We start from the raw sequence: 26762 nt of genomic DNA on the forward strand, positions 1-26762 counted from the left end.
TAAAATACGATGAAGCAATTCCGCATCCTTATATGCATAGCAGGTTGTGTGCTGCTACTGGCCGCCTGCAAAAAGGATTACGAGGCGGTACCCCTTGAAAAAGTGACGATCGAATATGTATTTGACAAGGACGACTCACTGGGTACTTATGCCGAAAAGTTTTTAAATACCGTGTACTCCGATTTGCCCAGTGGTTACAACCGGGTGGGCGGCGACATCCTGGACGCCGCGTCTGACGATGCTATTTCCGGTTTGGTAGGTACTGCCAACGTATCGCAGTTGGCTACCGGCGCCTATTCCTCCTTCGCTCCTATTGCGGACGAAACACCCTGGACCAGTTGTTATGCAGGCATCCGCACGGCCAGCATTTTTGTGTCTAACATTGACGTGTCGCCGGTGAAGGACAAGCTGCCCAATGGTACCTCCGTACGGTATGCATGGAAAGGGGAAGCGCGTTTCCTGCGCGCCTTGTTTTACTTTGAATTACTGAAACGTTACGGCGGCATTCCGCTGATGGGTGATACGGCGCGACAACTGGGTGACGATGTGCAGATACCCCGCAGCTCATTTGCAGATTGCGTGCAATACCTGGTACACGAGTGCGATGCTATTAAAGACAGCCTGCGGCCTAACCCGGTGCAAGTACCGGAGGTGAACAGTCACCGTGCTACCCGGGGCGCAGCACTGGCCCTGAAAGCCAGGATATTGCTGTATGCAGCCAGTCCTTTATTTAACGGGCAAAATATAGATCCTAAAAATCCGCTCACCGGGTATACGGATTACGACAAAGAGCGCTGGAAACTAGCCGCCGATGCAGCCCGCGACATGATCAACGAACATACTTTTTCCTTGCTGCCCAACACCAAGGATATCTTTATTACGCAAAACAACAGTGAGGTCATCTTCTTCCGCCAGGGAAGTAACACTACTACTATAGAAACCACTAACGGGCCGGTAGGTTTTGCACAGGTAGCGCATGGGCGTACCAATCCTACGCAGGAGCTGGTAGATGCCTTCCCGATGGCGAATGGCCTGCCCATTACCGATCCTAACTCCGGGTATAGATCGGATGATCCTTACACCAATCGTGATCCCCGGCTTGCTTCTAGCATTTTGTACAATGGTGCGCAATGGCTCAATACCCAATTGCAAACCTTCGATGGTGGGGCCAATAAACCCGGCGGTACAGAACCTGGCAGCAAAACCTCGTATTACATGCGCAAGTTCATGGGCAATTTTGAGAATGCTACCCAATACAGCAATACCAGCCATGACTGGATCATTCTGCGCTATACCGAGGTGCTGCTCAATTTTGCTGAAGCAGAAAATGAATATAACGGCCCTACGGAAGAAGTATACCAGGTACTCAAAGACCTGCGCCAGCGGGCGGGCATTGCCGCCGGAGACGATGGCATGTATGGCCTCACGGCCAGCGCCAGCCAGGATGTTATGCGGCAGATCATTCACAATGAACGCCGTTTGGAACTTGCATTTGAAGAGCATCGCTTCTGGGATATCCGCCGCTGGAAAATTGCAGAGCAGGTTTACAAAAATCCGCTGCACGGTATGCAGATCATCAATGATGGCGGATCACTCAGCTATAACATAATTCCCGTTTTTACACCGGCATTCAGCTCTCCTAAAATGTACCTCTATCCCATTCCGTATGATGAAGTTGTGAAAAACGACAACATGCGCCAGAATCCGGGCTGGTGATCCCTTTCTTGTTCACATGATATTTTAACTGACACGTTATGAAACATATATTTTTCCTGGTCCTGCTGGCAATAACGATCCCACTGACCCTGCAAGGGCAGCAAAAGGTGGTGACCGGCACGGTAAAAGACCTGAACGGCGTATTGCCCGGCGCAGCCGTTACGGAAAAAGGCCTGCCTACCAATGGTGCCATCGTAGATGCCGACGGCCGTTTTAGACTTACGCTGAAAGGCAGTTCCAATACCCTGATCGTAAAACTCATCGGCTTCACCCAGCAGCAGGTGTCTGTAGCCGGCCGCAGCAGCGTGGATGTAGTGTTACAGCCTTCAAACCAGGGGCTGGATGAAGTAGTAGTAGTAGGGTTCAACCAGGTGAAGCGTATTACCAATACCGGCGCCGTGAGCGCCATCAGCGGTTCTGAAATCCGCAACGTTCCTACAGCCAATGTGCAGAATGCCCTGATGGGAAAACTGCCGGGTTTTGTATCGCAGCAGCGCTCCGGCCAGCCAGGTAAAGACGCCTCCGATTTCTTTATCCGGGGTGTAAGCTCGCTGAACAGTGATGGCAACAAACCTCTCATCATTGTAGACGATATAGAATATTCCTACGACCAGTTGCAGCAGATTAATGTAAACGAAATCGAAAGCATCTCTATCCTTAAAGACGCTTCCACCACCGCCATTTATGGGATCAAAGGTGCCAATGGTGTGCTGGTAGTAACTACCCGCCGTGGTAAGGCTGGCCAGCCCCAGGTGAATGTGCGCGTGGAATCTGGTCAGCAATCGCCGGTGAAAACACCCGTGTTCCTGGACTCCTATAATACCGCTGTGCTGGTAAATGAAGCCTACAAAAACGATGGCCTGTTGCCTAAATTTACTGACCAGGACCTGAAATTATTCAAGAACGGCAAAGACCCTTACGGCCATCCCAACATCAACTGGTATAATGCCATATTTAAAAAACATTCTTACCAAACAAATAGCAACATCGATGTTTCTGGCGGTACGGAAGCTGTGAAATATTTTATCTCCGGCGGTTTTCTTACGCAGAATGGTTTGGTACGCGACTTCTCCGATCCGCGCAATGAGGTGAACACGAACTATTTCTTCCGCCGTTACAACTTCCGCTCTAACCTGGATATGCAGGCTACCAAAACCCTCAATCTCCGGCTGGACCTTACCACCCGCTTCGGTGATATCAACCAACCGCATGATGCCAACGTGGTATCGGAAGTGTATAATTTCGAAAAGATACATCCGTATTCCGCTCCCTTGATAAATCCAAACGGTTCTTACGCTTACGCAGCAGATACCAAGGATGCGCTGCCCACCCTGAATGCAAGACTGGCCAACGGTGGTTACAGCCGCAGCAAACGCACCGACTTTAACGCCTTATTTGGCGCCACCCAGCAACTGGGCTTCCTCACCAAAGGGTTGTCGCTCACGGGCCGGGTAGCTTATGCAGGCATTGAACAATATTCCCGCAACCTCTTCAGAGGTGCTCAACCACCATCATATTATTACAATCCAGTAGATGGCTCTTATACGCTGGACCCGCGCGGATTTTACCGCCTGCAACCCTATGCGGTGACTGGCAATACAGACTTGTACAGCCGGAATGTAAACACCCAGGTGTTCCTGACCTATAACCGCTCCTTTGGCGATCATAACTTTAATGGCCTGGCGCTGTACAACCGCCAGAGTACCACCTCCATGGCCGATATTCCAGCCAACTTCCGGGGCTTTTCTTTTAAAGCCGGGTATAACTACAAAGAAAAATACCTGATAGATTTTAACGGGGCACTAAATGGGTCCGACCGCTTCCAGGCGGCTAAGCGCAATGGCTTTTTCCCGGCATTGGGAGTAGGCTGGAACTTATCACAGGAAAAGTTTTTTGCCCCCTGGAGCAACGCGATAAGCCTGCTTAAATTAAGAGGTTCTTACGGCGTAGTAGGATCCGATGTAACTACGGGCAACCGCTACCTGTACCGCCAGGAATATGTGGCCGGTGGCGGATACTCTTTCGGAGAAAACGATACACAGGCAGGTACCATTTACGAAGGCGACCTTGGCAGCCCGAATGTAACCTGGGAAAAAGCCAGGAAGGCAGACGTGGGGCTGGATATGAACTTGTTTAAAGACCGCTTGTCCATTACGGTAGATTATTTTCATGATATCCGTTTCGACCAGTTGGTGCAGAAAGGCTCTGTACCTACTATCCTGGGCGTAGGCTTTGGTCCTACCAATGTGGCGAAAACCAGCAACCAGGGCTTCGATGGGCAGATTAACTACCGTGCCACCGTAAGGCAATGGAATTTTAACAGCAGCCTGGTATTCCAATATTTTAAAAACAAAGTACTGTATAAAGACGAAGCTGCACCGGCCTATCCCTGGCTGCGACAGACAGGCCTGCCCATTGATCAGCCGTTCGGCTATCACTACATTGGTTTTTATTCGCAGGAGGATATTGCCAAAATTCAGAGCGACGCCAAGGACAAACCCGCTACGCCGCTCAGCGAATATCCCATACAGGCCGGTGACCTGAAATACCAGGATATGAATGGCGATGGCGTGATCGATAATAACGACCAGCGCGCCATTGGCAAGCCAAACCTGGCCAACACTGTGCTGGGACTTACCCTGGGCGCCCAGTACAAAGGCTTTAGCGTAAGCCTGCTGTTCCAGGGTTCCTTCGGCTACAGCTTTAGCGTGGTAGGCACCGGGATAGAAACTTTCCAAAGCCAGTTTCAGCCCATACACCAGGAAAGATGGACACCGGAAACTGCCGATCATGCAGCGTTTCCCCGGCTTACCAGCAACCCTACCACGATCAATAGTGCCCGTACTTATATGTCGGACTTCTGGCTGATAGACGCCCGCTATATACGCCTCAAAACACTGGATTTTGGTTACCAGTTATCCAGCAAGGCATTGCCCAAACAACTGAATAATGCGAGGCTATATGTGAGCGCTTATAACTTGTTTACCTGGACGAATTATAAGAAATACCAACAAGACCCGGAAGTATCCAGCAATAGTGCGGGCGATGCCTACATTAACCAGCGCGTGATAAACGTCGGTTTGCAAATTGGGTTTAAATAATTAAGCATGATGAACAAAATAAATCTGCTGCTGGTCACTGCCGTATTGCTTTCATCCTGTATGCGTAGCCCGCTGGATGATTATAAAAGCCAGGAATGCGCCATCATTTCTTTTAAACTGCCTTCCGGGCAAACGGGGGATGCCGAGATCGTAAACAGTACCGACTCAGCTACCGTTACAGTAATGGCAAACGAAGACCTTGATCTGTCATCGATAAGCCCCATCGTAAAAATTTCTAAAGGCGCCACCGTGCTGCCAGCGCCCGGAGTTAAAGTAGATTTTGCCTCCCAAGGCAACCGGTATACATATACCGTTACCAGCCAGGCAGGTTCCATACGGCATTGGTATGTGCAGGTGAAGAAGCCGGAAGCGCCCACTGGCCCACGGCTGCAACTGCTGCCCAACCTGGGCAAATGGGACCCACGTGTAACCGTATACAGCGACCTGGATTATAATGATTACCTGACCCGCTACCAGGGATGGAATGGTGCAGATGGCTGTTATACTGTTTTGCTGCCCGATGGCCGTTTGTTATGGTCGTTTCAAGACAGTTTCTTTGGCAATGTCAGTGCAGATCGTAATCGCGGTGGCGACAATGCTTTTGCCCGTAACGCCGCCCACCTGCAAATTGATACTTCCCTGAAAAGCTTTATCCAGCTTAATCCCGGCGTTGGCAATAAAAGCCAAACCTGGATAAAATATCCCGGCGCTGCCGATGACCAGGAATGGTACTGGCCCGGCGCCAGCCAGGTACATGGCAATCAGTTACAAATGTTGCTTGGCCATATCAGAAAAACCGGCAGTGGTACTTGGGATATTGCGGATGTAAGTACAGACATTGCTTTGTTCGATCTGCCTTCTATGCAGCTTAATCGACTTGTACAAAACAAAGATACCAGCGATAGTTACAACTCCGGCGCTATGGATGCGCCAGATGGCTATACTTACATGTATGCTACGGAAAATGGTTACCTTACCTCCTACATGTACGTGGCGCGGGTAGCAGACCATGATCTGACCGGCAACTGGGAATATTACACCGGCAGCGGCTGGAGTGCGACACCGCAAAAGTATAATGTGTGCAATAACATTACCCAACCCAATGTGTTTTACCGCGATGGTAAATACTACCTGGTGTCGCAGCAAAACCTGTTTGGCCTGGACATCTATATACAGGAAGCTTCGACACCCGTAGGACCGTGGACGAACAAACGCACCCTGTACCACATTCCTGATCAGTACAGTGTAGACTTTATCAGCTACAATGCTTTTGTACACCATGCCCTGAGCCGCAACGGGGAGCTGGTAATTTCGTATAACATCAATCCTTCAGACTTCACTACTAATTTTAATAAGCCGGGTTGTGCAGACAGGTACCGGCCCTATTTTGTGCGCGTGTTCAACTGGAAATAATATCTGCAAATATGTTCGGAAAGAATGGAAAATGGTGGGCAAGCTTGCTTATCCTGGCTAGTCTGCAAGCAGCGGCACAGCAACCCTATATGCGATTAAACAGCGGCAGTGCCGCTGTGCAATGGAAAGTAAAAGCAGCAGCGGCAGTGCCTGATTCGGCGGCTATCTTCGCAACCGCGTACAACGACAAAGAGTGGGTACCAGCTTCCGTGCCTGGCACCGTGTTTGGCGCTTTCGTGGAGGCAAAGCTGGAGAAAGATCCCAACTTTGGGGATAACATTTACAAAGTAAACAAAGCAAAATACGATCGTGATTACTGGTATCGCGCGGTATTTACCCCGGCGGCCAGCCCGCATGCCGAAATGCAATGGCTGATATTTGAAGGCGTAAACCGCAAAGGAGAAGTATTCCTGAATGGACAACGCCTTGGCCTGCTGGATGGCTTTATGGAACGGGGTAAGTTTGATGTTAGCAAGCTATTGCGCGCAGGACAGCCTAACGTACTGGCCGTACGGGTACAATGGCCCGGCACGCCCATCGTAAACTATGCAAGCCCCACCTACATTTCCAGCGCCAGCTGGGACTGGATGCCCTATGTGCCTGGCCTGAATATGGGCATCACCGACGATGTGTACCTGGGTAGCACTGGCGCCGTAACGATCACCGACCCATGGGTGCGCACCCAACTGCCCGATACGGCGCATGCAAAACTGCATATCAGTATGGAGTTGAATAATAATTCCGGCCAGCAGCAGGATGGTACCGTGTCTGGCCTGATTACGCCCGGTAATATCCGCTTTTCCCGCACCGTAAAAATAGGTGCCGGTCAAACGGAAAATGTATCCTTTCAGGCAGATATAGACCACCCGCAATTGTGGTGGCCCAATGGTTATGGCAGCCAGCCACTGTATGCCTGCACGCTGCAATACACGGCGGCAAACCAGGTGTCGGATGAAAAGAAGGTGAGCTTCGGGATAAAACAATACCGGTACGATACGCTGGGTGGCGTACTGCATGTGCTGGTAAATGGCCAGCCTGTATTTATTAAAGGCGGCAACTGGGGCATGTCGGAATACATGCTGCGCTGCCGGGGCGGGGAGTATGAAACAAAGGTGAAACTCCATCACGACATGCACCTTAACATGATCCGCAACTGGATAGGAAGTATTACCGACGACGAATTTTACGAAGCCTGTGATAAATACGGTATGATGGTGTGGGACGATTTCTGGCTGAACTCTCATCCTAACCTGCCCAGCGACGTATATGCGTTCAATAAAAATGCAGTAGAAAAAATAAAACGCCTGCGCAACCATCCTTCAATAGCCCTGTGGTGCGGGGAGAATGAAGGCTATCCTTTGCCACCGCTCAATGGCTGGCTGCGGGAAGATGTGGCCACCTACGATGGCAACGACCGCTTGTACCAGGCTAATTCTCATGCAGACGGTCTTTCCGGCAGTGGTCCCTGGACCAGCTTTCCGCCAGCATGGTATTTTACCCGTTTCCCCGGTGGCTTTGGCGGCACGCTGGGTTGGGGTATGCGCTCGGAAATCGGTACGGCAGTATTCACCAACGTAGAAAGTTTTAAACGCTTTATGCCGGATACCAGTTGGTGGCCGCGTAATAAAATGTGGGACCTGCATTTCTTTGGCCCCTCCGCCGCCAATGCTGGCCCGGACCGTTACGACAAGGCCATCCGCACAAATTATGGCGCACCCACCAGCATAGAAGACTACTGCCGCAAAGCGCAGTTGCAAAATATGGAATCCAACAAAGCGATGTATGAAGGTTGGTTGCACCACATCGGCAACGATGCATCCGGCATCATGACCTGGATGAGCCAGTCGGCCTACCCCAGCCTGGTATGGCAAACCTATGATTACTACTACGACCTTACCGGTGCTTACTGGGGCGTGAAAGCCGCCTGCGAACCGCTGCACATACAATGGAGCGCTGCCGATAATTCGGTGAAGGTGGTAAATACTACCGGCCACCATGCTCAAGGCCTCACGGCGCAAGCCGCCGTATACAACCTGGATGGTAAGCCAGCCAAAGAATTTGCCAAAACCACAGTGCTGGACGCCCCTGCCAATAATGCCACCCCTTGTTTCGACCTGAATTTTAACATAGACAACCTGGCGTTTCACAAGCCGGCGGTGGCATCGTCTACCGCCCACGATGGAGATAGCGCCAGCGCGGTGGCCGATGGCAGTACCGGCTCGCGCTGGAGCAGCCAATACACGGATCATGAATGGGTGTATGTAGATCTGGGCCAGGACCAGCCTATTAGCACGGTAGTGCTGAACTGGGAAACGGCCTATGCAAAGGCTTACAGCGTACAGGTGTCTGCTGATGCCCAAACCTGGAAGGAAGTGTACCATACCACCAACGGGCAAGGTGGCATGGAAACCATAGACTTTACACCGGTAAAAGCCCGCTATGTAAGAATGGAAGGCAGTAAACGTGCTACGGAATGGGGCTTTTCGCTGTATGATTTTGAAGTGTATGGCCAGCGCAACAAGCGCAGTATTTCGGACGTTCAGTTCATCCGCCTGCTGCTGAAAGACAAGGATCAGCAAACGGTATCGGAAAACTTTTACTGGAGAAGCAGCCGTATGACAGACTACACAGCGTTGAACAAACTAGCCCCGGTGCAATTAAAAGTAAGTACCCGTACGGAAGCTCACGGAGATAGTATAAGGGTGATTGCTGTAATTAAAAACCCCGCTGCCACACCGGCTTTCGCCGTGCGTGTAAATCTGGTAAGGTCGGATAACCACGAACAAATATTGCCCGCAATGATGAACGATAATTACTTCACCTTACTGGGCGGGGAACAAAAAACGATCTCGATCGACTTTGAACGGAAGTTATTACCAGGGGGTAAATATTCCTTAACCGCCATCCCTTATAATAACAAATAAACGCACAACTGCTTCGCAGATAGTTAGTATACCATACAAAGAACAGGTGCTGCAAATGGCCTGTTCTTTTTTTTGCTATACCTGGATGGCGGGTCTGTATCAGCCGGGCTATGGCTGTCAGAACCCTCAGTAAGATCCGCAAAAAAACCGCCTTGCGGCCAGGTTAATTTCCCGTGCAGCAAGGCGGCAGGCTGTTACTGAAATAACAAATTTGGCATTACTGGCCGAAGCATAGGCTGCTAGTTTGGTAACGAGCATAATATAAAAAGCAAATTCTGTAAAAGTAATTTTTACAGGTAGGTGTAAATGCGCGAACGAATCCGCACACCAACAGTGGATTCATAATCGGCAAGGCCCGCCCAATCGGTATGGAAAGTACAGGGTTCTACCACCGTTACTTTTATGCCGAGGGGTGAGGTTTTAAGTAGGCAGCAGAAGTTTAAGCAGGCAACTGTGGTGCAGTCAACAAAAAAGAATTCCTGCTATTCCGGCTTACTATATATTTTATCCAGGAATAAATACCGGTCCCTGGTGGTTTCCTGGCGTAAAATAGTGCGCACATTGATATCTATATACGGGGCATTTTGTTGGGTTGTCCATGACTCCCACTTGGGTAGTCCAGCACCGTTTGGATTGCCGGTTTTAATAAAATTGGCAAAGTAGCTTTCCATGGTATTGGATACGGTGTAATCTGCTGGCGTCCAGGCATACGCTTTATTGCTGGCCAGGTTTCCCATGGCGTAGGCTATCTCCCAAGCGTGTGGTGCGCCAATGGGCTTGGAAGGAGTGGATTTAGCAGCATCACCTTTTATACCTTTGACGGCTAGTCCTGGGGTGGTGTTGCCGATTTCATTGACCATGGGCGGAGGGATGCGGGAAAATAGATAGCGATATACGGGGTGTCCGCCGCTTTGCGCATGTAAGTCGGCCCATTTCCAGGTGCTGTACACGATAAAACGGTCGCTGCCCAATGCTGTAGCTGAGCGGATCACTTCTTCATTGGTATTGCCTGGATACAGCCGGAGCGCTTCCTGGGCCTGGTCGCCATACAATTGTTGTATTTCCTGCTTATAATTTTCTGGTGTAGGGGCGGCGGAATGCATGATAGAATGGTAAGACACTTCAGCAGAATTCCAGCCTAGCAAGAGGGGTATTGCAGCCTGCTTTCCGGCGGCATAGATTTCGGGCAGGGAGTTAGGTAGTAAATATCCGTCTATGGTAGTAATGGCTTGCCCTGCGCCGAGCTTATACACCGAATCTTGCAGCTGGGCAGCGGGCATTGCACGAAGTGCAGCCAGTGTGGTGGCGTGCAACTGGGTGGCTAAAGCTACTCCTTTTTGTTCTGCAGCTGCCAGTGGAATGGGATACAAAGTAGGCTTAATGGCGGCACCGCTTTCCCCAATAGCTCCAACTATCAGGTGTTTGGATAATGGGGATGCCATCATCACGGATACGGAAATACTACCCGCCGATTCGCCGGCAATGGTTACATGACCTGGATCTCCGCCAAAAGCAGCGATATTTTTTTGTACCCATTGCAGGGCGGCTAGCTGATCGAGATAACCATAATTGCCCGATGCATGATTGGGCGATTCCTGCGTGAGTTCGGGGTGGGAGAAAAAGCCGAAGATGCCCAGGCGGTAATTTACCGTAAGGGCAATGATGCCCCGTTTGGCCATGCTTTCTCCATCGTAGCGGGCTTCAGAGCCATCGCCAGAAGTGAGGCCGCCACCGTAGAAATACACCAGCACGGGAAGCTTGCCATTGCCGGTGTGGGCCGGGGCCCACACATTCAGGTAGAGGCAGTCTTCGCTCATTCCGGATGAGCGGAATATCATATCGCTATAAGTGTTTTTTTGCATGGGGTTTGGCCCAAAATGGTCTGCCTTTAACACTCCCTCCCAGTGATGGGCGGCCTGTGGTGCTTTCCAACGCAAATCGCCCACCGGAGGCTGCGCAAAAGGAATGCCCTTAAAAGCAATGACGGACGACCCAGGGGCCTGCACTCCTTCCACAATACCGCTTTCCACGGTTACTTGTTTTTGGGAAAAAGTGGGGATGGTTTGTAGGAGCACGGCAAATGACAGCAGGAGTTTTTTCATATCGCTTGGTTTGTGGAATTGTAGTGCGTTAAGATAATAAATTTTTTGTGCCCTGCCAGCCCTGCGGGCAGGAAATAAACTTTGTAGGCAAGCAGGTCCTATGCAAAGCATTTTCCGCAGCCGTCAGGTGCTTATTCAAACCCTTCCGAGCCGGAAACAATTACACGGTAAAAACAACGGTCTGGGAAGACGCGTTTGAAAAACGGTGTGCCTTTCCAGCTTCTACCGTCAGTTTATCACCAGCGGCAAGTAGAACGTTTGTACCCTTGAATCCATTAGTTAACACGCCTTCGGCAATAGGTGCCCTGCATTTCGAAGGGGATGCGAAAAAAATCATAATTTTAGTCGATTGAAGAGGATAATATGTTACTGTTTGAGCAACATGAAAACAGGTGAAGTCCCTGAGATCATTTAAAAGCAGCTGAAGCTTTCATACGTGCAATCTGAAGGTTGCAGCTGTTTTTTTCTTACGGAGGTTTGATAGGCGTCATGACGAAGCAGTGATTTTGGTTTGGGGGATGAAGGAATAGCGGTAGTGATTCCCTGATATTTTTACGCGCACAGGTTAATGTGCTGCGCTGATCATATATGTTTCGTTGGTGGCATTGAAATAATAAGCGACCCCGTTAAAATCGCATACCATGGCCAGGATGCCTTTCAGGTCATCGTTGGACGTAAGGATAATAGTGAATTTCTTTTCTTTCAGTTCCCCGTCTTGAATCTCAATATTTACATGATAGCGTTGTTCCAATTGCCGGCAAATGGCGTCAAAAGTAATGTCGTTCAGTTATACATCCTGCGTAGCCCAGGTGATGGCGGTCGTGGCATTCACTACGCTAAAGCTGGATTGGTCGGTAGTTTTGGTGTAAATTACCTTTCGGTTGGGTTCCTGGTCGCCCTTATATGTAGCCACTTTCACCTTGCCGGTAATAACGACTATGCTATATTTAAAGTATAAACCCTGCGCATGAAACAATTACTCACCGCCGCCACTTTATTGTGTACCCTTTCTGTTACAGCCCAACAGGCTAAAAACGTCGGCCTGTCTGCCATCAAAATAGCCGACTTACAGCGCGACCTTTATGCCCTGGCAGACGATCATTTCCGGGGCCGGGAAGCCGGTACCCAGGATGAACTGGATGCAGCCGCCTGGCTGGCAGAACAAGCCCGCCAAATAGGCTTGCAGCCCGCCGGCGACAATGGCACTTACTTCCAGTATTTCCCCCTGATCCGGGACCGGGTAAGTTCGGAGAGCCAGATTATCCTCCATCATAAACCCCTGGAATTATGGAAAGATGTGATCGTGTTTGAACCCGTACACGCCCAGGTAAATGCCCCTCTAATATTCCTTAACGGCCTCCAGGACATCGACACAGCCGATGTGAAGGGCAAAGCAGTAATACTCCGCTTTTCACCGGAAGGCATTACCAATCCCATGATCAAAAGCCTGCGCCGCTATGCCACACTGATCATCCGCGACCGCGTGAAACGCCTGGCCGGCAAAGGCCCCGCCGCCATTGTATTTGTGTCCGACAGTACCGCCAGCCAGGACTGGGCGCGCTCGCTGGAATATGCAGACCGTGGCACCTATCACATGGATGGCGGTTATTTCAATTCCATCATCGTAAAAGACATACCGCTGCTATGGATCAACGACCCTTCCCTGATCACCCAAGACAGCAATAACCAAACGCTGGTAGCGAATATCGTTACCGACCATTTCATTTATCCCTCGGTGAATGTGGTGGCTAAACAAGAGGGTAGCGATGCTACATTGAAATCGGAATACGTATTGTTTAGTGGCCATATTGACCATGATGGCGTACGCCACCTGGCACCCGGGGCAGACTCTATTTATAATGGCGCAGACGACAACGCCACTGTGGACGTGGCCTTGCTGGCCGCCGGGCGCGCATTTAAAAAACAACCGGGCCGCCGTTCTGTATTATTTGTTTTTCATGGGGCAGAAGAACGGGGGCTTTACGGATCTACCTGGTTTGCAGCACACCCCACGGTGCCCAAAGCGGCGATAGTAAGTGTGTTGAATGGAGATATGATAGGGCGTAACAATATAGACAGTGCTGCCCTGCTGGGCGTGAACCCGCCCCACCGCAATTCTAAAGACCTCGTAAGCGTGGCCCTGGCAGCCAATGCGGCGGGCCCCCATTTTAAACTGGATACTACCTGGGACAATCCTCAACAAATAGAAGGATGGTATTTCCGCAGCGACCACCTGCCTTATGCCAGGGCCGGTATACCATCCATCTTCTTCACTACATTATTACATCCCGACTATCACACAGTACGGGATGATGCCAGTCGTATAAATTATCAGAAGCTCACGAAAATGACCCAATGGCTGTACCTCACTGCCCGCACCCTCGCCGACCAGGACGCTAGGCCCGCCGTGGATGCAGGATTTAGGCTGTAGCGATAAAACGCATTGTTTTCGCAGCAAAGGTGCACTTTTAAAAATACAAAGCGGTGCAAACAAATGAATGTTTGCACTGCTTGCAGGTGGGGGTTAACATAAAACTATTTTCCACCCGGCCCGAATAGTAGTCTTAACTGGGCCAACTGAGAGCCGCCGTGGCACTAAAGGAGCAGAATATGCCTGTTACGCTGGGTACGGAATATTGAAGAAGCCGCGCTTGCATTCAATATAGAGCATACAAATATTTTACTTCTTTTGGAGGCCTACTTCCGTATATAAAATCATTTCCGCAACGGCGTCAGCAAATGCATCAATCCATTACTCTTAATTACGAGCAGCGTTTCCAGCAACATGCCCAGCTTACCCGGAGGAAAACCACCTTTCCGCGGGAACCACTCCAGGTAAGACACCGGCAGGTCGCACAGCGTGGTGCCTTTGTATTTACCAAAGGGCATTTTCATCTTCACCAGTTCCTGTAATAGCGCGCCATCGGGTTGTGGTACTTCCATGTGTTCAAAAATTAAAGCCAGCGAAGATAAGCTTTTAGCCGGCAGCGATTAAGGTCTTCAGGACATCCGGCGTTACCTCGCCAAAAAACGAAACGCCGGCAGCGCCATTGTCCATGGCCAGTTGAATGCCCTTGCCCAAATCGTTCATATTGCCATGGAAGTCGGGCAGGTACAGGCCGGCATACAGCGGGAATTTGCCGTGCAGGGCCTTCACCCCTTCCGCTACGGCGTCGCCTATCCAGGCAACGTCTTCATCATAAAAGCCATGGTAAATCATCGGACTCACAGCATTCAGCGGCCAGTTGGTCCAGTCCTGGCGCACAATGCGCTTGGCAATTTCTGGCGTGGGGAACACCGCTGCGGAAATAGGCTTTTTATGTTTATGCGCTACATCGGCCAGTTGGGTCACAACGTTCGTAATACGGTCGTAGCGGTATTTACGCCAGGATGGGCTTTGGTCGGGGTGTTCCATCTCCAGCGGGTCTTTGCCTTTAAGCGCCTTGTAGTCATCGCGGCAGGTATTGCAGTAGCAGAAATCGTATGCGGGTAGTTCTTTAGATTGGTCTATGCCGTAATGCGCCCAGAGGTGTACAGGCAGAATCACATCGCAATAGCGCACATAATCCAGGTGAATGCCATCCACATAATCTTTGGAAAGCTCCGTGTGTACAACCGTCTTCAAATACTCCAACACCTCCGGTTTATTGGGGCATAACCAGCGGTAATAATCCACGTAAGGTGGGTGTGTAGCGCAGGATTCACCCTGGCGGTTTTGTGCATACCATTCCGGATGGGCGGCCAGCAGTTCCTTTTCCCCCCGGTTCATCGTCCATATCCAGCGGTGGGCACGTATGCCCTGAATTTTGGCAGCGCGGAAATGCCTTTCGCTATCTGCCTCAAAATATATATCCGCAATGCCGGCCTGTGCATAAGCAGTATAGTGCAAGGCAAGGTCTGCATCGCTGTCTTGCGGGTTTGGATTTATCCATATGCGGTGCTGTGGTTTGCCTCCTGGTGGCGGTGCTGGCGTTGGCTGCGGGTTACGGCCCAGGGCCGGCAATTGGGCGTGGAGCAGCGCTAGGCTGCCCAGCCCTACGGATTTTAAGAAATGTCTTTTGTTCATGGGCGCTGTTTGTTAGTAAAAAGAAACGGGGTATTTTATTCGTAATCGTCGGTAAAGAAAGGCCGTCCGTCCTGGGTAATTGTCCAGTAGCGGTTACGGAATTGCAAGCGGACGCTGTATTGGGATGCCATGGCCTGAAGTAAAAGCGTGTATTCATTACCGTTAGTATCGGCTACTTTTTCAGGCAGGGCCAGATCTTTTAGCGTGGTAGCGTAAGCGCCATGTAGTTTTTTATAATCCCGTTGTTTGTAGTACACCAGCCAAAGATATTTCTTCATCTCTTCGGCAAAGGGCAGTTGAAAATCTTTTTGTTTGGCACCGGCCTTGGCGGCAGCAAACAGCAGGTAGCCCCAGCGTTCCGGCGCATGCATGTCTATAATACCCTGGGGCGACCACACCCAGTTGTGCTCCTTCTGGAGGCGGTGGGTATCCGGATTTATTTTCTTCACGTACTTACCGTCCTTCACCTCCGTATCCCATTCTACCCGCGAGAAATTAATGCGCCACCAGGTGCTGTCGTGCGGGAGGGCCTGCGAATAGAAGCGCATGGCTTCAAAAGGAATGGCCATTTCCACGCTCCATTGCACGTCTTTGTCGCGGGCATTGTTGAGGGTACCCTGGTGGTGTACCGCCGTGCGAATGCCTTTGGCGTCCCAACTAATAAGGGCCTTGCCGCCATTACGGTAGGCAATGGGCAAAAATAGATCGAACAGGGTATTGCGGGCATTTACCTCATATTCGAAATACTGTTGGGCATCCCCATCTGGGTCTATAAACACTTCAAAATCGTTATCGTAGTACACAATGGTATCGCGTTTTTGCAGGTTGGCCCAGATGTGCGGTTCCTGCAATTCAGCATAAATATAGAGGGTGTTGGCATCCCACAACATTTTCACGCGGGTGCGCAGGGCGGGTGTGGGTTGTTTGTCGCCCTCGATATCAGTGAAGTCCTGTGTCCAGGCAACTTTCTGCCAGTCGGACTCCATGGCCTGCCCGTCTATGTTAATGGGTACGGTGGTATGCTGACATACATAATGACGCGGCGTAGTGAATAAGGGAGCGTAAGCGTCGAACAGGGATTGGGCGGCGGCACCTGTGCCACGGAGCAGTAGCAGCAAGGCAAAAAGCCCGGAGCGGAGCGTGAAGCTGGTTTCTCTAAACATATAATAAAGATAATAGGGCAGGCTGATGTAGGCAAATACAGGGAAATTATCCCGGGCATTTGTGAATAAATGGTAAGCGAAGGTAGTCGTTGGTACGCTTTTACCCAGGCGCATGGTAGGCTATGCTTAACATCCTATTTCTTGGCCTTACAGGGGACTTCATGCAAATAAGCGGCTATATATAGTAAATTTTTTCGCTATATGATCATTAAACCCCATTCGACAACTTCATTAACAAAAAATTTATTAAAAAATTTTCCTTCCATTGTTCGGTACCCTATTTACCCACCCGCGCCCATAAACTATCCTAGCAGTATTGCTCCACCGGTTATGCGCATGGTTTGTTGCAACTGGTTGCATATAAATATTAACATATATAATATTATTTTCAAATAAAAAGTTTTTCTTTTTGTAGCGCCCTGGTCCCCGGAAAGCCTTGCCAGTACTGCATTTGTTAAAGTGGTATAAATATTAGTATTGTGTCGTACATTTCAAATGCAATGTAAAAAACCATTTATCAATTAAGCCTTATTTGTCTTCATCCTTAATCACAGTATCCTTATGAAAACACAAGAACTCTCTCTGGCAGAAATGCAAGACATTAATGGCGGCGGCCTGTTGAGCAGCCTCGGTGCAAACCTGCTACTTAACCTAACCGGAAGCCTCAATACGAGCAACCCGGCGTCATCCAATTTAGGTCTTACTGGCATCCTCACCCTGTTGGGCATTGGTGTTGGCCTGTCTGCTGCTGTAAGTAAAGGTGGCCTGGGGTTGAACCTGGTGCTTAGTACCCCTTCCCTCTAAGCGTATTGGCCTTAAATCACCCTGTGATTGGCAGGGATGAGCTGAAAACCCTAAAAAGAGTAGGCAACCTCATTTTTTTTAAACCATTTAAAATTGATCCTCATGGAAATCCTGGAACTTACCGGAGAAGAATTACAAGACATTAATGGCGGTATTAGCCTGCTGGGCGGCAGCGACTTGCTGGGCGGTTTGCTGGGTGGTAACCTGCTGGGCGGCCTTACCAGCTCCAATGGCCTGCTGGGCGGTTTGCTCGGTGGCTTGCTGGGCGGCGGCACTTCAGGTGGAGCTACTACCATTTCCCTCACGCTGGGCACCGGCGGTACTAGCACTAGCAGTGGCCTGCTGGGCGGCCTCCTGGGTACCCTAGGTCTGTCGCTTTCTATCAGTACCTCCGGCACACAAGCTTAATAACACGGTGCTTACTCAAGTAAAAGGGATAACTGCTACGGTTATCCCTTTTGGTCTTTCCCATATCGATGCCATATGTCTACCCGCCAGATCTTTCCGCATGAAATTGTGCGCTTCACCGCTGAACATCATTTTAAACAATACCACACCCGGTCTCGTGCCGTGTACTTAACAATCTTAGCCTTACTGGTAGCAGCTTTTATCGCCATGTGTATTATCCGCGTGGAGGTAAGTGTACATAGTAGCGGCATTTTGCGCGCCGGCAACGAGCGCAGCGTGATCCGCGTACCCGTGGAAGGCCGCATCGATTCGTTGTTTGTAACAGAAAATATGCACGTGCAGGAAGGGCAGGTACTTTTTAAGATCCGCTCTCACGCCGTAGATGAACAAACCATGCTGGTAAACGCCCAAAGCCAGGATCTGCAAGCCCAGCTCCACGACCTGGAGCAGCTGGTAAATGGCCATGGCGGCGCCTTGCAAAGTACCCTGTACCGACAGCAATACCAAACCTACCAGCAAAAAATGGCGGAGCTGCAGCAGCGGTATGCACAAGTAAAGCGCAGCTATACCCGCTATAAAACCCTCTTCGACCAGAAGGTAGTAGCTGCCGCCGAATATGAAAAGTACGAGGCCGATCTACAGAATACCGCCGGCGAATTGCAACTATCGCGCGAACAGCAGTTCAGCGAATGGCAGGGCGAACTGGCCAGCATCCGTCAGCAATACCAGCAAATTGAGGCCAAACAAAGTATGTATACCCATGAGAAAGAGTACTACACCGTACGCGCTGTGACCAGCGGATCGGTGCAGCAACTCAAGGGCATACAGGCCGGCAGTTATGTAGCCGTAAATGAAGAACTGGGCGAAATATCGCCAGATTCCGGCCTTATTGCCGAAGTATATGTAATGCCCAAAGACATTGGCCTGCTGCGCAAAGGCACGCCGGTGAATGTGCAGATAGACGCCTATAACTATAACGAATGGGGCCTGCTGGGCGGCAGGGTGGTGGCCATTTCCAACGATGTGTTTATGGACAACCGCCAGCCCTATTTTAAAGTACGCTGCGCCCTGGAACACGATTTCCTGCAACTACACAGTGGTTACAAAGGCGTGGTGAAAAAAGGCATGACGGCACAGGTGCGCTTTCATGTTACCAAACGTACCCTCTATCAACTGCTCTACGATAAAACCGATGATTGGCTGAATCCTAACCTGCAACATGATGAAACTGCCCTTAACTAGCCGTTGGAAATCTTCCCGCCGCCTGCTGGCCCGCCAGCATGACCTTACCGATTGCGGGGCCGCCTGCCTGTCTTCTATAGCGGCCTATTACCACCTGCAAATGCCACTGGCCCGCATCCGCCAGTATGCAGGTACAGACAAGAAGGGTACCAGCCTGCTGGGCCTCCTGGACGCTGCTAACCGGCTGGGGTTTAAGGGAAAGGCCATTCGCGGACCCTATGAATGTTTAAAGGAAATTCCCCTGCCCGCCGTAGCCCATGTCATTATAAACCAAACCCTGCATCACTACGTAGTGCTGTATGCCGTAAAGGTTAACGGGGTACAGGTGATGGACCCGGCAGACGGACAAATGCATACCTACACACCAGAAGCCTTCCAGAAAATATGGACGGGCGTACTGCTGCTGCTCACCCCCGGCGAGGCCTTCACCGAAGGAAATGAAAAAGTACCGGTAGCCGCCCGCTTCTGGTACCTCCTGCGCCCACATGGCAGTACCTTGCTACAGGTAATGTTTGGCGCCATTGTATACACCGCGCTGGGCTTGTCCACCTCAATTTTTTTACAGAAGATCATCGACCATGTACTGCCCGATCGCAACGGCAACCTGCTAAACCTGATGGGCATTATCATGGTTGCCCTGCTGGTGGTGGGACTTTGCATTAACCATATGCGTACGGTACTCACCATTAAAACTGGCCAGCAAATAGACGCTCGCCTTATCCTCGGTTATTACAAACACCTGTTGCGATTGCCCCAGCAGTTTTTCGACAACATGCGGGTGGGTGAGATCATCTCGCGGATGAATGATGCGGTGAAAATTCGCGTGTTCCTGAACGAAGTGATGGTGAGTTTTGCGGTGAATATTTTCATCCTGTTTTTCTCCTTTGCGCTGATGTTTACCTACTACTGGAAGCTGGCGCTGATGCTCATTGCCATTGTACCGTTATATGGGCTGATCTACTATTTTTCTAACAAGGTGAATAAACACACCCAGCGCAAGCTCATGGAAGAAAGCGCCGACCTGCAGGCGCAATTTGTAGAATCGGTGCAATCGGTAGGTACTATCAAGCGTTTTGGCGTGGAAGAATATGCCAACCTGAAAACAGAAACCCGTTTTATCCGGGTACTCAAAACCATTTACCGCACCAGCCAGAATGGTCTGTGGATCGGCAATTCCAGCAGTTTTGTAACCGGTGCCTTCACCATTTTATTACTCTGGGTAGGCGCAGGCTTCGTTATTCAAAATCTGCTTACACCGGGTGAACTGCTGTCGTTTTATTCCCTCATCGGTTACTTTACCGGGCCGGTGGCGGGCCTTATCGGCATGAATAAAACCATGCAGGACGCCCTCATTGCCGCAGACCGCCTGTTTGAGATCATGGATCTGGAGCGCGAATCTATGGAAAATAAAACTGCCCTTACACCGGATATGATCGGCGATATCCGTTTTAAAGATGTGTTTTTCCGTTATGGCAGCCGGGTTAACGTGTTTGAAGGCTTTAACCTTCACATACCCCGGGGCCGCATTACCGCGCTGGTGGGCGAAAGCGGCTCCGGCAAAACTACCCTGCTTTCCCTGCTACAAAATATTTATCCTTTACAGGCTGGTAACGTAATGATCGGTGAGTTCGACATCCGCTACCTCACCACCGATTCTCTACGCCGTTATGTAAGCGTGGTACCCCAGCAGGTAGACCTCTTTGCCGGCAATGTGATAGAAAATATTGCCCTGGGCGATTTTGAGCCAGACGTAAAAAAGATTGTACGCATTTGCCACGATATCCAGATATTGGATTTTATTGAGCGCCTGCCCCAGGGATTTAATACACCCCTTGGTGAGCACGGGGCCACCCTTTCTGGCGGCCAGCGCCAGCGCATTGCCATTGCCCGCGCCCTGTATAAGGAACCAGAGGTGCTGATCCTGGATGAAGCCACAGCAGCCCTGGACTCTCAATCCGAGCTGCATATCCAACACGCCATACAGCAGTTGAGGGCTGCCGACAAAACCATTGTACTCATTGCTCACCGCCTTAGCACGGTTATTCATGCAGACAAAATTGTGGTGATGTCGCAGGGCAAAGTGCTGGAGGAAGGCGGCCACGATGCGTTGTTGCAACGGCAGGGTGCCTACTACCAAATGTGGGAAGCCCAGTTTCCCATGATCAGTAAAATGCTGAAAAAACCCAGGATAAAACGGGAACTACCTGAAAGTGAGGAAAACATAGATAAGGTGTAGGAATGATAATATGCGGAAAGGCCAGCTATAACGATTTTGTGACGTATCCTGGTGCTTTATGGGCGCGTCATAATAGGGGCAGTATTTACACCCTTTTGTGCAACAGATTCCCTTGTTTACTATCTTCCCGGTAATTATCTTTAACGATAATAGACACATTGGCCACACTAAAATCCGGAGAATTTGTACGCCAGCCTGCCTGATAAAGTACTTTGGAGCAAGTTGATGGAAGGCGATCGGGATGCATTGGCTTTCATTTATAAAACCTGTTTCGGTTCCCTTTTCCGCTTTGGAATGAAGATCTCACCAGATGAAAACCTGGTGCAAGACTGCATTCACGATATCTTCGTTACGCTCTGGCTAAGCCGGGAGCGCCTTTCCCCCACAGACAATATTAAATACTACCTGCTAGCTAGCCTGAAAAGAAAGATTACTGGCGAGCAACAACGGCTGTCGGACCGGTTGCGGAACGCCAATACCGATCTGTTGCAAGCACACTCCCCCGAAGAGGTACTCATTGGAGAGGAGGCTAACCAGGAACTACGCCAAAAACTAAACCGTGTGTTGGACCAACTACCCCGTCGCCAACAGGAGATCCTTTACCTGCGCTTTTACGAAGGCTTGGACCCCCAGCAAACGGCTAATATTATGGGCCTCAGTTTAAATTCTACCTATGTTTTACTCTCCAAAGCACTGAATTATCTAAAAAAACATAGCGATCAATTGCTCATTATCAGCTTTTTCCTACTGCTAATAGGGCTTATATAAGAAAAATCAATCTTTTCTGAAAAAATGAGGGAAAAGACGCTAAGATTTTGATCACTTTTTGCTTTATCTGTTAAGTATCTATAATGGCATCCAACAAAAACGCAACCAACCAATTCTTACAACTTCCCGCTTTCCGCAAGTGGGTGCTGGAAAATGACGCATCCGCTGAAGCCTTCTGGGCCAGCTGGCGGCAGCAGCACCCGGAACAGGAAGCAGAATTGCTGGAAGCAGCGGAAGTGCTGCGCGCCATCCATGCCCACAGCCAGGTGCCAGACCATGCCGAATCAGAAACCTGGGCACGGATTACCGATACTATTCAGGAGGCCGAACTTACGGGCCGTTTTCCGGCTCGTGTGGTAACCATGCGTAGCCCCGGGTTAAGCCGCCGCTGGTTGTCTTATGCCGCCGTAGTTGCCGGTGTAGCCATTGCTGTAATGATTGGTTGGCAACTGTTGGGCGTGCGCGAAAAAGAATACCACACTGCCATGGGCGAACTCAAAACCATTGAACTACCAGACCACTCCATGGTACGCCTCAACGTAAATTCATCCGTGCGCTATGCCAGCCGCTGGCGCAGCAGCAAAGCACGCGAAGTGTGGGTAAACGGGGAAGCTTATTTCTCCGTTACCCACCAGGAAAATAATCAGTCATTCATTGTACATACCAATGATGTAGATATTCGTGTAGTAGGTACCGAATTCAATGTAAACACCCGCCGGATAAAGACCCAGGTAGTGTTAAATAAAGGGATTGTTCAATTATTATTAAATGGAGAAGCAGCCACGCACGAAGCGCCTATTACTATGAAGCCAGGTGATATGGTAACGTATTCTGCCGCCACCGCGGAACTGGCCAGTAAAAAAGTAAACCCGGGCGATTATTCTTCCTGGCAAAGCAGGGTGTTGCATTTCAATGATACACCTATACCAGAAGTAATCCGTGTGCTACAGGAAAATATAGGCATTACCATAGAATCATCAGACACAGGTCTTATCAATCAAACATTCACGGGAAGTATTCCTCTGGATAATGTAGACGTATTTTTTAAAACGCTTTCCCGCTCTTTCGATGTTAAGATAGCGCAAACTTCAACAAACACTTACAGGATCAGTAGTAATTAACATCACCAGGAACAACTAAAGCAAAGTCGGTTTTGTCATGTCAACCAAAAAACATTCCTCCAACGGGGGCTGGCTTACTATGCCTAATAATCATCGTTTGAATTATTCTTATAACACCACCAACCAAAATCAATAGCTATGGTAGATTTCTACGCCAGAAGATTAGGCAGTAGCCTGGCGCTGGCATTGTTGATCCAATTATCCGGACCAACGCGGGTGTCGGCCAGCAGCCGGCTTCTACAAAATCCCAACGCAACCTGGGGCATGCGGAATAATACGCAGGAAAATGGGCAGCAATTACCGTTGAAAAAAGTGCTGGCTGCCCTGGAGCAACAGTATAAAGTGCGTATCAATTACACCGGTAATACCATTCATGGCGTGAAGTTGCGGGCACCCGCAGGAATACACCATGGCCAGCGGCTCGTGGATTATTTGAACAGCTTCCTGTTCCCACTGGGCCTGGAAGCAGAAGAAGCTAATGCGGGCGACTTCATTATTTATAAAATCAGGGATAAACAGAAACCTACCCAAAAACCAACCATTAATAGCACTACGGAGGAAGTACCCACCGCAACTGTAGCTGGTAATACGGTGCCTATACAACTGGAAAAAATCCAGCAAGATGGGCGAACCATTACCGGCCAGGTTACAGAGGAATCCGGCCTTCCCCTGCCCGGCGTAACCGTGGTGGTGAGAGGCACCTTTAATGGCGCGAAGAGTAATGAAAAGGGTAAATTTATCCTTAACAATGTACCCGTCAATGCGGTACTGGTGTTTAGCTACATCGGCTATAAATCCCAGGAAATTAAAGCAGGCAGCCATAGCGAAATAGACGTTAAACTACTTACCGACGCCCAATCTTTAAAAGATGTAGTGGTGAATGGCTATCAGAAGCTCAATAAAGACAGTTATACTGGTTCTGCCATCGTAATTTCCGCAGAAGAAATAAAACGTTTTAATCCAACTAACCTGCTAAGCAGCATTGCCTCCTACGATCCTTCTTTTAAGCTCGTGGATAATAATGTAGGCGGGTCTAACCCCAATGCTCTGCCTTCCGTAAACGTGCGGGGTACCACTTCGGCTGTATCTTCCGGTACTGCCAGCGCGCTTTCCCGCGCACAACTTAATAATGTTACGAACCTGCCTTTGTTTATCCTGGACAACTACCAGGTAGGCATCGAAACTATTTTTGATCTCGACATTAGCCGTATCGAAACCATTACCCTGCTGAAAGATGCAGCGGCAACGGCTATCTACGGTTCCCGCGCGTCAAATGGGGTGGTGGTGATCCGAACCCGCGTACCTAAAGAAGGGCAATTGGAAGTTACTTATAATTATATGCTGGGCGTTACTACTCCAGACCTTACGGCTTATCACCTGCTGAATGCTGCCCAGAAGCTGGAATATGAAAAAGAGGCCGGCCTTTATAAATCCAACAACGTTGATGATCCGGATGCCCTTGAACAGGACTATTACAACAAACGCCGTAACGTGCTGGCAGGCGTGTATACCGACTGGATAGCCCAACCGGTAGCCACCGCTTACAGTCATAACAACTCCCTAAGCCTATCCGGTGGTACCCATGACCTGCGCTACAGCATGGATGGCCGCTACCAAACAGATGCCGGCGTAATGAAAAACTCTGGCCGCAACCGGGCCAACATTGGCAATACCCTTTCTTATAGCATTAAGAACAACAAAATCCTGTTTCGCAATAACTTCATGCTCACCCAGATGAAGAGTCAGGAATCGCCCTATGGCTCCAGCGCCGATGCGTATGGCAGCAGCTTTGGGCCTTATGTACGCTTTAGCGACTATGTATTGATGAACCCTTACTATCCTAAAACAGATAGCCTGGGCCGCTTACTGCAGAACGTGGACAAATGGAATTTCCGCGACCCCAATATTGGCAACGCACCCAATTCCAGTACCATCCTGAACCCACTGTGGGATGCACACACCAGCAGCTTTAACAAAAGCCAGTACCTGGAATTTATCGAGAACTTTGGCGGTGAATACAATCCATCCCCCAACCTGAAAATATCTGGCAATATCTCCGTAACCAAACGCAATTCCTCGAACGACAAGTTTGTGTCTCCGCTGGCAAATGAGTTTTACTACTACGGTTCGGACAGGATTAAAGACCGGGGTAAATATTACTATACCACAACAGGAGAAACAAATGTAGACGGGTCGCTGACCGCCATGTACAACAAGCTGATAAATGGCTCACATGCCCTGAACTTCTCGCTCGGTACCAATATACAGACTACTAAATACGACCAGCGTAATATCGTAGCACAGGGCTTCTCCAACGACCGTTTCACCGGCCTTACCTTTGCACGGGAATATAGCACAGACGATGGGGAAAAAGCGCCCGCAGGATATGTGGAAGAAACCCGCCTTATTGGCTTCCTCGCTTCTAGTAACTATTCCTACCAAAACCGCTTCCTGATGGACGCAACGATGCGGGTAGACGGCTCTTCTAAGTTTGGAGCCAACGCCCGCTTTGCGCCCTTCGGTGCAGTAGGCCTGGGCTGGAATCTGCATAATGAAAAGTTCCTGCGCAATTCCGCCATTAACCAACTCCGGATCAAAGGCACCATGGGGGTTACCGGCTCCGATGAATTTCCCGCTTACCTGTCTAACACCACGTACGACTATTATGTGAATGACTGGTATGCTACCGGTGTAGGGGCCGTATTTACCACCTATGGCAATCAAAATCTGAAATGGTCCCGTACAACCAACTACGAAGGTACCGTGGAACTGAGCGCCTTTCACGACCGCTTGTATGTATCGCCACACTACTACTACAAGCTCACTAAAGACCTGATTAATGATATGAATGTGGCCCCTTCTACCGGCTTTACAAGTTATAAAGAGAACATTGGTAACGTGGTAAATAAAGGCTATGAACTGTACCTGCGCGCCAATATTCTACGGGCCCGCACCTGGTCGGTGAACCTGTCTGCCAACCTGGCTCATAACACCAACGTCCTCACTAAGCTTTCCAATTCCCTGAAAAGCTACAACGACCTGGTGAACAAACATTCCAGTGACTCTGCCCTGCGCTCCGTGCCGTTGCAGCGCTACCAGGAAGGCCGCTCTATGAGTACCATTTATGCAGTGAAATCTTTAGGGATTGATCCGGAAATGGGTAAAGAAATTTACCTCAATAAGGACGGTAAAACCACCACGTATGTGTACGACGTAACTCAAACCGTACCCGTAGGCGATAACCTGCCTAAAGTGAGTGGTAACTTCGGCATCAGTGCGGTGTACAAAAACTTCATGGTGGAAGCCCGTTTCTCCGCCAGCTTTGGTGCAGACGTGTACAATGAAACCCTGGAACGCATGGTGGAAAATGCCGATCCCCGGCAGAACGTAGACATTCGCGCATTGACCAGCCGCTGGAAACAACCCGGCGATCACACTTTCTTCAAAGACATCGCCGACCTGTCGCAGACACAGACTACCTCGCGCTTTGTACAGCGGGAAAACAAAATACAGTGGTCCTCCCTCTATGCTTCCTGGGACGCCCCGACCAAAGTATATAGCCGCCTGAAAATGAAGTCCCTGCGCTTTTCCTTTAACATGAACGACTTGTCTTACTGGTCTAATGTTCAGCAAATGAGAGGTATAGAATACCCATTTGCACGCAGCTTTACATGCTCATTATCCACCCGGTTTTAAAT

The 26762-nt window shown here is 49.8% G+C and carries 18 protein-coding genes; 12 read left to right on the forward strand and 6 right to left on the reverse strand.

Annotated elements, in window-relative coordinates:
- Positions 1-9: 9 nt before the first annotated feature.
- Genes GA0116948_RS04620 through GA0116948_RS04635 form a run of 4 tightly spaced genes read left to right on the forward strand, consistent with a single transcriptional unit; the run spans position 10 to position 9154 of the window.
- Positions 10-1716, forward strand: a complete 1707-nt coding sequence (locus GA0116948_RS04620; RefSeq protein ID WP_089709432.1) for a RagB/SusD family nutrient uptake outer membrane protein — start codon at positions 10-12, stop codon at positions 1714-1716.
- A gap of 38 nt (positions 1717-1754) precedes the next feature.
- On the forward strand, positions 1755-4817 hold the full coding sequence (locus GA0116948_RS04625; protein ID WP_089709433.1) for a SusC/RagA family TonB-linked outer membrane protein: 3063 nt from the start codon (positions 1755-1757) through the stop codon (positions 4815-4817).
- Positions 4818-4823: 6 nt separating this feature from the next.
- On the forward strand, positions 4824-6230 hold the full coding sequence (locus GA0116948_RS04630) for a DUF5005 domain-containing protein (protein WP_089709434.1): 1407 nt from the start codon (positions 4824-4826) through the stop codon (positions 6228-6230).
- An 11-nt stretch (positions 6231-6241) separates the two neighbouring features.
- A complete protein-coding gene (locus GA0116948_RS04635; RefSeq protein WP_089709435.1) occupies positions 6242-9154 on the forward strand; it encodes a galactose-binding domain-containing protein in 2913 nt (970 codons plus the stop codon).
- A 482-nt stretch (positions 9155-9636) separates the two neighbouring features.
- Here GA0116948_RS04635 and GA0116948_RS04640 read toward each other — a convergent pair whose 3' ends face one another.
- The 3 genes from GA0116948_RS04640 to GA0116948_RS21660 form a co-directional block, all read right to left on the reverse strand.
- A complete protein-coding gene (locus GA0116948_RS04640; protein ID WP_089709436.1) occupies positions 9637-11256 on the reverse strand; it encodes a carboxylesterase/lipase family protein in 1620 nt (539 codons plus the stop codon).
- Between the two features lie 565 nt (positions 11257-11821).
- A complete protein-coding gene (locus GA0116948_RS04645; RefSeq protein ID WP_089709437.1) occupies positions 11822-12043 on the reverse strand; it encodes a DUF4974 domain-containing protein in 222 nt (73 codons plus the stop codon).
- A complete protein-coding gene (locus GA0116948_RS21660) occupies positions 12044-12169 on the reverse strand; it encodes a hypothetical protein (RefSeq protein ID WP_262487008.1) in 126 nt (41 codons plus the stop codon).
- 54 nt (positions 12170-12223) lie between these two features.
- Between GA0116948_RS21660 and GA0116948_RS04655 the strand changes: the two genes are divergently transcribed.
- Positions 12224-13687 (forward strand): M28 family metallopeptidase, encoded by a 1464-nt coding sequence (locus tag GA0116948_RS04655; protein ID WP_089709439.1) that lies wholly within the window; start codon positions 12224-12226, stop codon positions 13685-13687.
- Between the two features lie 284 nt (positions 13688-13971).
- Here GA0116948_RS04655 and GA0116948_RS04660 read toward each other — a convergent pair whose 3' ends face one another.
- From GA0116948_RS04660 to GA0116948_RS04670, 3 genes are read right to left on the reverse strand one after another with little or no spacing between them, the layout of a single operon-like run.
- Positions 13972-14199: a DUF3820 family protein gene (locus GA0116948_RS04660; protein ID WP_089709440.1), complete on the reverse strand. Its 228-nt coding sequence runs from the start codon at positions 14197-14199 to the stop codon at positions 13972-13974.
- A 34-nt stretch (positions 14200-14233) separates the two neighbouring features.
- The gene (locus GA0116948_RS04665) at positions 14234-15322 is read right to left on the reverse strand and encodes a family 10 glycosylhydrolase (RefSeq protein WP_089709441.1); all 1089 of its coding nucleotides are present in this window, start codon (positions 15320-15322) and stop codon (positions 14234-14236) included.
- Positions 15323-15357: 35 nt separating this feature from the next.
- Entirely contained in the window at positions 15358-16599 is a 1242-nt protein-coding gene (locus GA0116948_RS04670) for a carbohydrate-binding family 9-like protein (protein WP_089709442.1), read from the reverse strand.
- Between the two features lie 447 nt (positions 16600-17046).
- Here GA0116948_RS04670 and GA0116948_RS04675 point away from each other — a divergent pair, with 447 nt between their 5' ends.
- From GA0116948_RS04675 to GA0116948_RS04705, 7 genes are all read left to right on the forward strand, one after another.
- On the forward strand, positions 17047-17289 hold the full coding sequence (locus GA0116948_RS04675; protein ID WP_089709443.1) for a hypothetical protein: 243 nt from the start codon (positions 17047-17049) through the stop codon (positions 17287-17289).
- A gap of 102 nt (positions 17290-17391) precedes the next feature.
- A complete protein-coding gene (locus GA0116948_RS04680) occupies positions 17392-17697 on the forward strand; it encodes a hypothetical protein (protein ID WP_089709444.1) in 306 nt (101 codons plus the stop codon).
- 75 nt (positions 17698-17772) lie between these two features.
- Positions 17773-18939 carry an HlyD family secretion protein gene (locus tag GA0116948_RS04685; RefSeq protein WP_089709445.1) on the forward strand — a complete coding sequence of 389 codons (1167 nt, stop codon included), beginning with the start codon at positions 17773-17775 and terminating at the stop codon, positions 18937-18939.
- Positions 18917-21175 carry a peptidase domain-containing ABC transporter gene (locus GA0116948_RS04690; RefSeq protein ID WP_205686093.1) on the forward strand — a complete coding sequence of 753 codons (2259 nt, stop codon included), beginning with the start codon at positions 18917-18919 and terminating at the stop codon, positions 21173-21175. Before GA0116948_RS04685 ends, GA0116948_RS04690 begins: the two co-directional genes overlap by 23 nt.
- Before the next feature lie 183 nt (positions 21176-21358).
- Complete coding sequence (locus GA0116948_RS04695) at positions 21359-21943, forward strand: RNA polymerase sigma factor (protein WP_089709447.1); 585 nt, start codon at positions 21359-21361, stop codon at positions 21941-21943.
- A gap of 83 nt (positions 21944-22026) precedes the next feature.
- On the forward strand, positions 22027-23064 hold the full coding sequence (locus GA0116948_RS04700; RefSeq protein WP_089709448.1) for a FecR family protein: 1038 nt from the start codon (positions 22027-22029) through the stop codon (positions 23062-23064).
- A 138-nt stretch (positions 23065-23202) separates the two neighbouring features.
- Positions 23203-26760: a SusC/RagA family TonB-linked outer membrane protein gene (locus GA0116948_RS04705; RefSeq protein WP_089709449.1), complete on the forward strand. Its 3558-nt coding sequence runs from the start codon at positions 23203-23205 to the stop codon at positions 26758-26760.
- Positions 26761-26762: the final 2 nt, after the last annotated feature.

Source organism: Chitinophaga costaii, from assembly GCF_900094705.1.
Taxonomy (GTDB): domain Bacteria; phylum Bacteroidota; class Bacteroidia; order Chitinophagales; family Chitinophagaceae; genus Chitinophaga; species Chitinophaga costaii.

Bases quoted from the DNA above. Each gene is read 5' to 3' on its own strand.
- GA0116948_RS04680 (WP_089709444.1), top strand. From the start codon at position 17,392: ATGGAAATCCTGGAACTTACCGGAGAAGAATTACAAGACATTAATGGC.
- GA0116948_RS04620 (WP_089709432.1), top strand. From the start codon at position 10: ATGAAGCAATTCCGCATCCTTATATGCATAGCAGGTTGTGTGCTGCTA.
- GA0116948_RS04685 (WP_089709445.1), top strand. From the start codon at position 17,773: ATGTCTACCCGCCAGATCTTTCCGCATGAAATTGTGCGCTTCACCGCT.
- GA0116948_RS04670 (WP_089709442.1), bottom strand. From the start codon at position 16,599: ATGCGCCTGGGTAAAAGCGTACCAACGACTACCTTCGCTTACCATTTA.
- GA0116948_RS04675 (WP_089709443.1), top strand. From the start codon at position 17,047: ATGAAAACACAAGAACTCTCTCTGGCAGAAATGCAAGACATTAATGGC.
- GA0116948_RS04630 (WP_089709434.1), top strand. From the start codon at position 4,824: ATGATGAACAAAATAAATCTGCTGCTGGTCACTGCCGTATTGCTTTCA.
- GA0116948_RS04655 (WP_089709439.1), top strand. From the start codon at position 12,224: ATGAAACAATTACTCACCGCCGCCACTTTATTGTGTACCCTTTCTGTT.
- GA0116948_RS04690 (WP_205686093.1), top strand. From the start codon at position 18,917: ATGATGAAACTGCCCTTAACTAGCCGTTGGAAATCTTCCCGCCGCCTG.
- GA0116948_RS04625 (WP_089709433.1), top strand. From the start codon at position 1,755: ATGAAACATATATTTTTCCTGGTCCTGCTGGCAATAACGATCCCACTG.
- GA0116948_RS04660 (WP_089709440.1), bottom strand. From the start codon at position 14,199: ATGGAAGTACCACAACCCGATGGCGCGCTATTACAGGAACTGGTGAAG.
- GA0116948_RS04665 (WP_089709441.1), bottom strand. From the start codon at position 15,322: ATGAACAAAAGACATTTCTTAAAATCCGTAGGGCTGGGCAGCCTAGCG.
- GA0116948_RS04700 (WP_089709448.1), top strand. From the start codon at position 22,027: ATGGCATCCAACAAAAACGCAACCAACCAATTCTTACAACTTCCCGCT.
- GA0116948_RS04640 (WP_089709436.1), bottom strand. From the start codon at position 11,256: ATGAAAAAACTCCTGCTGTCATTTGCCGTGCTCCTACAAACCATCCCC.
- GA0116948_RS04635 (WP_089709435.1), top strand. From the start codon at position 6,242: ATGTTCGGAAAGAATGGAAAATGGTGGGCAAGCTTGCTTATCCTGGCT.
- GA0116948_RS04705 (WP_089709449.1), top strand. From the start codon at position 23,203: ATGGTAGATTTCTACGCCAGAAGATTAGGCAGTAGCCTGGCGCTGGCA.